Source organism: Clostridium sp. JS66 (genome assembly GCF_033561535.1).
GTDB classification, from domain to species: domain Bacteria; phylum Bacillota; class Clostridia; order Clostridiales; family Clostridiaceae; genus Clostridium_AM; species Clostridium_AM carboxidivorans.
The window spans coordinates 1,588,565-1,600,271 of record NZ_CP131467.1 but is presented as its reverse complement, the minus strand read 5'-3'; the positions used below and the strand labels follow the sequence as shown (position 1 = coordinate 1,600,271).

Here is an 11,707-nt window from a genome sequence, read left to right as displayed (position 1 = left end):
TAAATTTATGTAAAAGATACTTTAAATATTAGTTGTATGAACATGACTTAATATTCAAAGTATCTTTTAATTACAAATAAAATTAGATTCACTTGATTAATGAGATGTACGTTTTTGTACTACACAACATGCAGATCCATATGTCATAGTATATGAGCATCCTGGTGTACATAATGCTACACTAGTAAGATTAGGTTTTACTGTGTTGTCCTTGTCTATATTTACCTTTAAATCTAATTCAAAATCATCAAATTTAGCCATCTTTTCTTGTCTCCATTTTAATTATTATAAATTATTTTTATAACACTGTAATCTATCAACATGTAAAATAGGTTACCCCTGCACAATTTTGTATACATGTATAAACGGTTTCTCCACAACCTGGTGTACATAATGCTACACTAGTAAGATTAGGTTTTACTGTGTTATTTTTGTCCACATTTATCTTTAAATCTAATTCAAAATCATCAAATTTAGCCATTTTTCTCACCCCCTTTTTCAATTATGATTTTACCATTAATTTCTAAAATTTTTCTAAAGTTTTTTCTATTTTTAATCTTTTTTTCAAATTTAATAATTAAATGTAACATAATGTAATATAATAAAATAACTTATCTATAAAAAAGAATTTATAATTAATCACATAGCAATAGATTTATTACATGAAAATTACTTTTAATCGAGTAAGAATTATACCCATCAATCTAATATCTCCAAAATTTGTTTTATGATATAATTTTTTAAGAAATTGAATGTAAGAAAAGTTATCATAAAATACACAAGAGACTAAAGATACTAATAAACAATGTAAAAAATATTCTCAATTGAATTTTTGGATAAACTGAGCAAAAACAGAATTTGCTAAAAGAAAAAATTAACTTAATGTGGAAATATTTTTAGCATTACATACTTTTTCAAGCAATAGGATGCGTTTATGTATAATTTGCAACAATTTAAAAGGTATCTAAAAAAGTTACAAATCAATTTTTAGATACCTTTATAAAACAATATTAAAATTTAAAATAACCAGTTTCGTTTTTGCCACAGTAGTAAGCTTCCTAAAAAAACAATTAATATAAATGAAATGAGGTATGATCTTATGATAATCATTCTAAGCTGACCTATTCTGTATTCCTCTGTCTCTTTGAAGTTTAAGTATAAATTTCCTTAATTTCCTCATTCCAATTGGATCTAGCTCATTAATAAGTTCGTCCAATATCATTAATTCTGGATTGTTTAATAAAGCTTGTGCAATTCCAAGTCTTTGTTTCATTTAAGCAATCGTATTATTGTAGTTTTTCCAGCTCCATTAGGACCTAAAAAGACACATATATCTCCTTTACAAATTTCAAATGATGCATCTTTTATTATTTCTTTTTTACTAACTTTCTTAGACAGATTTTTGGTCTCAATCTTTTTTATTTCCACTTATACATCTTCTTAAACTTTTATCAATTTTAAAGCTAATTATATTTATTCAATTCCTACAGTATTGATTTTTACATTATTAGATATTAAAAAACCATTTTGTGTATTATATAGGAATTCATAGTATCCCTTTCTTTTTAAAAGTTCCTCATGGTTTCCATACTCTATAATTTCTCCATTTTCTATAACTATTATCTTATCTGCAAATTTTGCATTAACAAATCTATGAGTAATGAATATACCTATTTTATTATCAATTAAATTAAAGAAATTTTGAAACATTTCTTTTTCTGATATAGGATCTAAAGCTGAACTAGGTTCATCTAAAATAAATAATTCAGCATCTGTCATAAATGCCCTTGCTAATGCAATTTTTTGCCATTGTCCTCCTGAAAGCTGATGCCCATCTGAAAACCACATTCCAAGTTGTGCATCTAATTGTTCAGGTAAATTTTTTATTATGTTGTATACTCCTGAATTTTTAGCTGCATTTATAATTTTTTCATTATTATGAAGTTCCCTAATATTACCAAAACCTATGTTTTCTCTTACAGTTAACTCATAGCGTATAAAATCTTGAAATACGGTTCCTAATTTCTTTCTAAAATCTTTTTTACTAAATTTATTTATCGGTATATTATTAATTAAAATTTCACCTTTCTCAATATCATATAATCTTGTTAATACTTTTACTAATGTAGTTTTACCAGATCCATTTTTTCCAACTATAGCAACTACTTCACCCTTTGATATTTTAAAACTTACGTTTTTTAGTGCATATTCATTAGAATTTTCATATTTGAAATATACATTTTTAAATTCTATGCTTTCTATACTTTCAAGATTTTCATAAAACTTTTTATCAGATTCATCATTATCTACACTAACATCCATAAATTCAAATAATTGTTTTACAAATAAATTATTTTCATACATATTAAACATCAAATTTATAATGCTTTCTACATTTGTTTGTACTAAGGATACTGCTCTTATAAGTCCTACTGCCCTTCCTATTAGTATTTGCTTTGAAAATGCAGACCATATTATCATAAATACTATAATGTCTCCAGAAATCTGACTTATCATTTCAGATAGGAACAAAATTATTGTTTTCTTTTTTAGTATATATCTGTCTTCCTTTATAAATGAATTATTAATTTCCTTATACTTTTCCAAAAGATATTTTCCAAGATTATATAATTTTAATTCTTTAAACGCAGTATCCCTTGTTGAAAGGAAACTTATATACCATGCTCTTCTTTCTCGTGGAGCTCTATTCCAATGAATTAAAAACTCCATTTGTCCTATTTTAAGAGTATATATAGAAGAAACTAATGGTATAAATATAAGAAGCAAAACAATCCAACTTTTCCACAATAATAAAATTAACAGAGATGACATAAGTGTAACTACTCCAGATATCATAGATATAATTGATGAAAATATTTGATACGGTCTAAAACTAACTTCATTTTGTGCTCTTGTTAATTTATCATATACACTTGAGTTCTCAAAATCTGCAAGATTTAAACTATTTGCTTTTTCCATAATTATTGTATTTAAGTTATAGTTTAACAAGTTCTGAAACATACTATCATAATATCCTTTTATGCCCGATATAATATCTGATGCTAACGAAACAGCTATAAGCATTACAAAAGGAATAACAATATATGCAAGTGGTTTATTTGTACCAGTTTGTATTGAATTTATAACATTTTGAGTAGCAATAAGTGATGCTGTAGGCATACAGCCACTTACTACAGTTAAAATCAGTATGATTACCAAATATCTTCCATTTGTACTCCACAATAATTTAAATATTCTCGGCCAATATTTAAATGATTCACATATATCTTTTAATTTTATAGATTTATTTACATTTTCCATAATTATTTTCCTTTTTATGTATTTTTAAATAATTTTCTTTATTTCCACCTATTTTGCAATCTAAAAACATTAAATTATTTAAAGTTATAAAAAAATCTTCTATGATTATTATCTTGCAAAAACTTATTGCACGATTCATTAATTCCTGAGTCAATTTTATGTTATGCAACATAATTACCATATTCGCTAAATTATAACAAATAAGCCCAAATAATACAAACATATTCCATACCTAATAATTTGAATTATACTTATTGCTAAAGCAGTATATCATTTTTAGCATACTTTAAATTTGTATTTTATTATATATAACTGTTTTTATTATATTATTGATAGTATCAATTATTTTTACATTTAAATGAAAATCATTACATTTTGCCATTCTTTCTTCCTCCTTCCTTATTTACAATTCTATCATAAATTTCTAATTTTTTTCTAAACTTTTTCATAATTATTACTAATTTTTTACTTTTTTTAAAAAATCAAAACTAAAATATTGCTTAAGGCTAATACAAAAATGAACAAACAATAAGCTTGCTGTTATAAAACTTTAAATCAATCATAATTATATTTAATATTTGTATAAAACTTATATTGTCTGCTATAATTCTATAACAAAACATGCTTTACTTAAAAATTACGGGGGTGTGCAATTTGAATGGAAAAATACTCTTAGTAGGCGATGAAAAAAGCAGAAACATATAAGCAATATAATGATACAGTTATGGCACAAATGATCATAGAAAAATCTCCTAAAATTGCAAAGGCTGTCTCAGAATCATTATCTAAAACTCAAAAATTATTATTATTGACAATTGATCAGGTGACGGAAAAAGTACAGTTGTGTCAAAGATTACAGGTTATGTAAGTGATATCGTATCTCAACTTCCTGAAACTGCAGAAGCATTAACAGGTATTAATATTATGAATTTCTTAAATAAGTCACAAAAAGTTTATACTGAAAAAAAGAAACAATCTGATAATGAAGTTATTAGTAAAGAGAGTTCTAATTAAAAAATCAATAAAGTAAAAGCTAAGATATTAGCTCAAATATAATTTAAAATTAAAAGGAAGTATTCATATTAAATACGGTCCTTTCTGAGTTTGGGGTATATCAATCACTTAAAAAGAATGGCCATTCGGATGCGAACGGATTGACCCCTTTGTTTTGGACAAAACCTAACAAATTCTTTGTTTTTCTTAAATTTACACTCTAATTTCAATGTTAGTTAGTTTTTCTCCAAAATGAATGTTATAAAATTCATTTGAAGGCATAAACCTTAAGCTTGAATGAAGTCTCCTATTGCTATAAAATTTCATGAATTCAAAATATTATAGATCTACAAAATGCCCTCTAGTGTCAGATAAATCTGAAATCATCAGGCTTTATAGAAATTCATGGTATAATATTCTTGGATAAATATCTGATAAGCTAATTAAAAAATATAAAGGTAAGTGATTAAAGTGATACACTATTTAAAAAGTATACCTGGGCCTCAATTTCTTTTACTATTTTTTAAATATGTTTTATGCGTTATTTTTTTTACAAGAATTTCTCTATTTTTTACTAGAACTAGATTGAAACATAGATATCATAAAGAGATACTTCAAGAAGATTTAATAACACCAATAGAATTAATAGTAATAAAAGATACCAATGTATGCAGTGAAATTATTGAGTTCTATCTTTATAAGCTATGGAAGGACAAATATCTTTCATTGGAAGGTGATAAAACTAATCCTTATTTTAAAACAAATAAAGATAGTAAGCTCTCTTTCTTGGTTCCAGATGAAATAGAACTGGAGATTTTAAAGCATTATGATAATAGAGATACCCCAAATAGTATCATGCATTCAAAAATTTTGCTTAAAAAAGTTGAAAATCTCATTAAAAAAACTAGAAAAAAACTAGAGAATAAAAAATCTGTTAATATCAATTCATTCAATGATAATGAAAAAATTATAAGTACAGTAGGCTTCTTAGCTTTAACAATCCCATTTATAATCAAACTTTGTCTAGGCATTATTAACAAAAAGCCTGTTTTGGCACTAGTAGTTCTTTATGTATGGATGTTATTTATTTACGCCTTAATTAATAAAGTCAGGTATAGACCATTAGTAATAGATAAAATGGAATCAAAATATCCAAAAGTTTCTTCGTCAAAAGCATCAGATGAACAATTAGAATATTCTATGTGTCTATATGGACCAACTTCATTGATAAATTATCCTGAAACAATTTTATTTAGCTCTATAATAGCAAATCAAGATAATCATTCTTCTATTAATTCATCTTCAAATAATACTTCAGGAGGAGGAGGCTCATCTTGCAGCGGTTGTTCATCATGCGGTGGATGTGGGGTGAATTAATTTGTTTTGTGTACCAACTAGCCGATTAACCTTGCAATGGCATATAACAGCAAAATGTAATCAAAGGTGCAAACACTGTTATCAAGAATCCTATGCAGGAGAAGAGCTTTCATTTAATGAAATTCTTAATATTTTAGAGCAATATAAAGACCTATTAAGACTTTATTCAAAAAGTAAAAATAAAGATTTTATTAGAGGACATATAAATATAACAGGAGGAGAACCTTTCACTAGAAAAGACTTTCTTCAGATATTGAATGTATTTAGTAAAAATAAGAAGTATTTCTCTTTTGGAATACTTACTAATGGCAGTTATATTACAGATGACATAGCTAAAAAATTGGAAAGTTTAAATGCAGCTCATATACAAGTAAGTATTGATGGAAATAGAGAAACTCATGATGCTTTAAGAGGCAAAGGAAATTTTCATAGAACTTGGAATGCTGTTAAAATACTCAGAAAACACAATATAAGAACTTTAGTATCATTTACAGCACACAAAGGTAATTATAAAGATTTTCCTGTAGTTGCCAGGTATGCACGAAAATATAGGGCTTCAAAATTATGGACCGATAGACTTGTTCCTATAGGAAATGGACAGGATATGTTGGACATGTTATTTACTTCTAAAGAGGCTTTAGAATATTTCTCCATAATAGTTAATGAAAAGAAGAAAACTCTTAGAAATAAACTAGCTGGTCTTGAAATTTATTCTAATCGAGCTTTGCAATTTCTAAAAAGTGGAGAAATGCCTTATGGATGCAGTGCAGGAGACTCATTAATTACTATTCTTGAAAATGGCGATGTACTTCCCTGCAGACGAATGCCTATACCATGTGGAAATGCTCTTAAAACTTCTCTAAAGGATATTTATTTTAATAATAATGTATTCAAAGACTTGAGAAATAAAAATATTCCTGATAAATGTTTTAAATGTGCATACTCAGAAAAATGCAGGGGAGGACTAAAATGTTTATCTTATGCACTGTATAAGGATTATAAACAAGCAGATAACTGCTGCCCTATCATTTATAAATAAAAAAAATTCCATCCTTTGTTTTATTATATAAGTACATTCAAATAAAACAAAGGATGGAATTCTGTTTTAAATTTATTACCAAAACTAAGTCATTCTACCAATTCATTTAATTTTGATGCTATAGGATTTAATCCTTGTAATGCAACATCCCTTGGCATCCAGCTTATCAAATGACTTTATCTATTGTTTCATATTATTTAAAATATCTACATGAATCTTAAATATGAGTTCTTCTATTCATTGTACAATCATCTATTCTTTATTTACTACATAGTCTTAAACATATTAATTAATTTCTCAAGATTTTCTGCCATTTCACCAAAATTTTGAGTCGATGCTGTTATTTCCTCAATTGAAGCCACATGCTCTTCTGTTGCAGCAGATATGCACTGCGTATCTGAACTTAATTCTTCTGAAATTTTAACTATTGTATTTAAATTATTGGATACTTCTTTGCCTTCTTTATTCATAGATTCTATTGAGCTGTTTACTGATTCCATGTTTGCTGAAATTTCCTTAATAGCTTTGAATATTAACCTAAAATATGTATTTGCCTCATTTATTACTTCTGAACCACAAGTTACTTCATTTACACCTTTATTTATTACAGCAACTATATGCTCCGTTTCTTTATGAATCCCATTTGTTATATTACTTACTTGTCCAGTAGCAATCTTAGTTTGTTCAGCTAAGTTCCGAACTTCATCTGCAACAACTGCAAAGCCTTTCCCATGCTCACCAGCACGAGCTGCCTCAATAGCAGCATTTAACGCTAATAAATTTGTTTGCTCAGATATATCTTTTATAACTTTCGTAATTTGTTCTATTGCTTTTGCATGTTCTCCTAGTTTATTTATTACTACAGCAGTGTCATTAACTGAACACTGAATATCTTTCATACTTGTGTTTACTTTTAATAATTCATTCCTTCCCTTTTCAGAATAAGCAGATGCATCCTTAACTACCTCCGAAACAGCATTAGATTTTTTGCTTATATCTATCATTGTTTTATCCAAGTTACTCATATTAGTGCTTATTTTATTTATACTACAATTTACAAGCAAAGTCTTTTCTGTAATTCCGCTAACACTATTTGCAGTGTTAGAAGCAACTTTGGTTTGCTGGTCGCAAACACTAATCATTTCTTTAGATGATTGCGAAACTCTTAAAGCATATTCTTTAACTTTATCTACTAATTCTTTCAAATTAGTTAACATTTTTTCAAAAGCTTTGCCTAATGTGCCTAACTCATCTTTTGACTTTATGCTTATATCTTTAATCCTTAAATCTCCTTTTGCAATGCCATTTGCTGCAGACACTAGTACTAGAATTGGTTTAGTTGCCTTACTAGATAACAAGTACATTACAATACAAGTAATAACTAGTATCATCAAACCTATTAGAGAAGTAGTTATTGAATCTTGTATACTTTTTTGAACTGCTATACTATATGGAATTTCTGCACATATAAGCCATCCAGTTTTATTATCCTTAATATAACTCACGAGCATACTCTTACCATTAACCGTAACTTTCATTGAATTACTATTCCCTGCTAACCCCTTCTTTACAAATTCGAGGTTACTTAAATCTGTGCGATCACCTAGTTTATCTACTTTTTGTGTAGGATGAGCTATCATCTTACCATGCTGGTCCAAAATGTATACTGTAACATCGCCTTTCGAGAGCTCTTTAACAAAATTATTTAACATATCAAGTTCAATAGTTCCCTGTAATACACCTATTACATGTCCATTTTCACTATCTCTTATCGGTGTGGCCAGTATAGTTTGAAGTTTTCCTGTAGATTTACTTGCAAGAACATCGGATATAACCTCTTCTTTTCCTTTAATAGCCAATTGAAAGAATTCACGATCATATATATTAACAAATGCTGAGGTTTCTGTTTTTACAAATTGTTGACCATTAGGATTAGTGAGTGAAATTGCAAAAAAATCCGGGTATACTTTTTTAGCTTCTAGAATAATTGGTCTTATTTTTTCTTTATCACAAGACCTAATAACTGGATTTTTTGCCAAAACCCTTACACCTGATAAATCTTTATCAATTAAATTAAATATCTTTTGCTGAACCACTTGTGCTTTTCCTAAATTTTCTGACATAATACTTTCTGTGACAGTTCTTTGCGAAAAATGTAAGCTAATAACAATAAAAATTATAAGCGGAAAAGAACTTGCTAAAAAAAGTGCTGCTGTTAATTTTTTCTTAATACTCATGTATTATCCCCCTAGTATGTTTTCATAACTTTTATCTTACAGCTAAGTGCAATATCATATTGTTTCCTTTTACACATCTCTTAATATCTTACTGTAAGTATTAAATCAATATTTACACAATGCTATAATTAAATTCTAAAAATAAAAGCTTTCCTTAATATACATATAACTAAGAAAAGCTTTTATTGCATGTAAAAATTCTTTATTATGATTAAGCTACAGTATATGATTGATTTTTAGGTTCAATTCTCTCCACTTTACCTAAAAGGAATACATAATTAATAATTCCAAGTACAATTAAACCAGCCGAGAATAATAATGCAGGCACAAATGAACCAGTAGCTGTAACAATAAATCCAGTAATGATAGGTCCTACTACTCCACCCATATTAGAAACTGTATTTTGCATTCCAGCAACTATAGATGTCATATTTTTAGGTGCAACATCTCCAGGTAATGCCCATACTTGGGAAGCCGCTATAGTATTACCTGACTTAGCAATACACAATAATACAACTGCTAATACTGCAGAGTGAGTGAACGCTGCTACACCTATAAATGATGCCATAAGTAAACCAATTATTAAGAATAGTTTTCTAGTTGCAGTTAAAGAAAGTATCCCTTTTGAATAAACCTTATCTGATGCCCAGCCAGCTGCTACTTCTGCAATCATTGCACATATTAAAGGTAATGATGCTGCAAATCCCATTTGCATTAAATTCATGCCTCTTTCTTTAACTAAATATGTAGGTAACCAAGTAATAAAGAAATATGAATTGTAGTTAATCATAAAAAATCCAATACACATTGCCCAAATATTTTTATATTTTAAAAGCTCATACCATTTCATAGGCAGCTCTTTGTTACCTTCTTCTTCCTTCTCCATTCCTTCACAAATGTAATTTAATTCAGCTTCATTTACACCTTTATGCTCTTCAGGAGTTTCTTTAAAATATAAAAGCCAGATCACAGTCCATACTATACCAAGTGAACCTATGATTGCAAAAGTCATTTTCCAACCATAACTTACTATAAGCCATGTTATTAGCGGCATAGCAACGGCTCCTCCAAATTTGGAACCACTATCAAAAAGTCCTGAAACTGTAGCACGCTCTTTTTTAGGAAACCACTTTGCTGCAATACCTGCATTACTTGGATATGCTCCTGCTTCCCCTACACCCAAGCCAACACGTAATCCTAACAAAGACTTAAATCCTACTCCTAATCCAGTAGCCGCAGTCATCACTGACCACCAACCAACAGCAAAACCCAAAGTCTTTTTTTGACCGAATTTATCTGCAAACCATCCAGCTGGGATTTGCAAAAGTGCATATGACCAGAAAAATCCTGACATAAGAATACCCATTTGTGCAGATGATAGATGAAATTGTTTGGTTATTTGTGTAGCTGATGCTGAAAGAACTGTACGATCGATATAATTAATAGCTATTGCAGCCCACATTAAACCAGCTACAATCCAACGAGCATTTGATCTTTTATTGTTTTCCATAAATTTCCCTCCTAAATTTAATATTTTAAATCTTTTGTAATCGTATTCTTACATGCTAAAATTCTCCCCATATTCAGCATACAAAACCGTTCATTTATAATTAGATAAACAGCATCTTAACATATATCAACAAGTTTATAAGTCATTGTTTTATTGAATATTCTCAATTATCTTGCAATTTTTCTACTGAATATGGGGTGAAATGTTTAAAACTATTAAAGGCCATTTACAACAAAATTAGGTTTTTCATTATTTATTAGTACATTAACAATATTTTTTACACAAGTCATTCCAAGTGCATCAGTAGCTCCAGCTGTATATCCTGCAATGTGAGGTGTTGCAATTAAATTAGGTAATTCAAACAATGGATGGAACTTTAAAGGTTCTTCTTCAAATACATCCAAAGCTGCTCCTGAAATTACATTTTCTTTTAATGCTTTATAAAGATCTTCTTCTACAACAATTCCACCTCTTGAAGCATTAACTAAATATGAACTTTTTTTCATCAATCTAAGTTTTTCATAATTAATTAAACCTTTAGTACTATCTAAAAGCGGAATATGAATTGAAACAAAATCACTTTGCTTTAATAATTCGTCTATTGTTACAAATTTAATTCCATTTTCAGCTGCAAACTTTTCGTCTGGATAAGAATCATATGCTACTATGTTCATGCTGAATCCCTTTGCTCTAAATGCAACTTCCTTACCTATATTTCCAAGTCCAACAATTCCTAAAGTTTTACCATAAACATCAGTTCCAAATATTCTTGGCCATTCGCCTTTCTTTGTTAAATTGTCAGCTTGAGGAATTTGTCTTGCCGAAGCAAGCATAAGTGTAAATGCAAAATCTGCAACAGCATGTTTATTGGCATTAGGTACATTTGTTACATATATATTTCTCTTTTTTGCTGCTTCTACATCAATGTTGTCAACTCCAACTCCATGTTTACATACAATTTTTAAGTTTGGAGCATTTTTTAATACGTTTTCATTTATTTGAGTAAATGCAACTATTAATGCATCAACATCATGTATTTTTTCTATAAATTCATCCTCAGCAATACCTGCTGGTAAGTAACTTACTTCTATGCCATTTTTATTTAACAACTCAATAGGTTCTTTTGAATACTTTGCAAATGAAGGTGATGTAGATATAACTTTCATTTTTTACACGTCCTCTCTTACTTTATCAAATCAGCATGAAATAAATTTTCATACTGATTTGATA

The 11,707-nt window shown here is 28.4% G+C and carries 9 protein-coding genes and 1 pseudogene; 3 read left to right on the top strand and 7 right to left on the bottom strand.

Annotation, left to right across the window (positions count from 1 at the left end; genetic code table 11):
• Window positions 1–96 precede the first annotated feature (96 nt).
• The 4 genes and pseudogenes from Q6H37_RS07605 to Q6H37_RS07590 form a co-directional block, all read right to left on the bottom strand.
• Window positions 97–261 (bottom strand): gallidermin/nisin family lantibiotic, encoded by a 165-nt coding sequence (locus tag Q6H37_RS07605; protein WP_318740591.1) that lies wholly within the window; start codon window positions 259–261, stop codon window positions 97–99.
• Window positions 262–316: 55 nt separating this feature from the next.
• Complete coding sequence (locus Q6H37_RS07600) at window positions 317–481, bottom strand: gallidermin/nisin family lantibiotic (RefSeq protein WP_318740589.1); 165 nt, start codon at window positions 479–481, stop codon at window positions 317–319.
• A 657-nt stretch (window positions 482–1,138) separates the two neighbouring features.
• A pseudogene (locus Q6H37_RS07595) lies at window positions 1,139–1,428 on the bottom strand (ATP-binding cassette domain-containing protein); the annotation flags it as partial.
• Between the two features lie 45 nt (window positions 1,429–1,473).
• Window positions 1,474–3,321 carry an ABC transporter ATP-binding protein gene (locus Q6H37_RS07590; protein WP_318740587.1) on the bottom strand — a complete coding sequence of 616 codons (1,848 nt, stop codon included), beginning with the start codon at window positions 3,319–3,321 and terminating at the stop codon, window positions 1,474–1,476.
• An 843-nt stretch (window positions 3,322–4,164) separates the two neighbouring features.
• Between Q6H37_RS07590 and Q6H37_RS07585 the strand changes: the two genes are divergently transcribed.
• The 3 genes from Q6H37_RS07585 to Q6H37_RS07575 all read left to right on the top strand — a co-directional run bounded on the left by Q6H37_RS07585 (window position 4,165) and on the right by Q6H37_RS07575 (window position 6,730).
• The gene (locus Q6H37_RS07585; protein WP_318740585.1) at window positions 4,165–4,335 is read left to right on the top strand and encodes a hypothetical protein; all 171 of its coding nucleotides are present in this window, start codon (window positions 4,165–4,167) and stop codon (window positions 4,333–4,335) included.
• Window positions 4,336–4,785: 450 nt separating this feature from the next.
• On the top strand, window positions 4,786–5,691 hold the full coding sequence (locus Q6H37_RS07580; protein ID WP_318740584.1) for a hypothetical protein: 906 nt from the start codon (window positions 4,786–4,788) through the stop codon (window positions 5,689–5,691).
• Window position 5,692: 1 nt separating this feature from the next.
• A complete protein-coding gene (locus Q6H37_RS07575) occupies window positions 5,693–6,730 on the top strand; it encodes a radical SAM/SPASM domain-containing protein (RefSeq protein WP_318740582.1) in 1,038 nt (345 codons plus the stop codon).
• Window positions 6,731–6,996: 266 nt separating this feature from the next.
• On the opposite strand, the gene Q6H37_RS07570 is transcribed toward Q6H37_RS07575, so the two are convergent.
• The 3 genes from Q6H37_RS07570 to Q6H37_RS07560 form a co-directional block, all read right to left on the bottom strand.
• A complete protein-coding gene (locus Q6H37_RS07570; RefSeq protein WP_318740580.1) occupies window positions 6,997–8,967 on the bottom strand; it encodes a methyl-accepting chemotaxis protein in 1,971 nt (656 codons plus the stop codon).
• A gap of 211 nt (window positions 8,968–9,178) precedes the next feature.
• Complete coding sequence (locus tag Q6H37_RS07565; RefSeq protein WP_318740578.1) at window positions 9,179–10,477, bottom strand: MFS transporter; 1,299 nt, start codon at window positions 10,475–10,477, stop codon at window positions 9,179–9,181.
• A 215-nt stretch (window positions 10,478–10,692) separates the two neighbouring features.
• The gene (locus Q6H37_RS07560) at window positions 10,693–11,643 is read right to left on the bottom strand and encodes a phosphoglycerate dehydrogenase (RefSeq protein WP_318740576.1); all 951 of its coding nucleotides are present in this window, start codon (window positions 11,641–11,643) and stop codon (window positions 10,693–10,695) included.
• Between the last annotated feature and the right edge of the window lie 64 nt (window positions 11,644–11,707).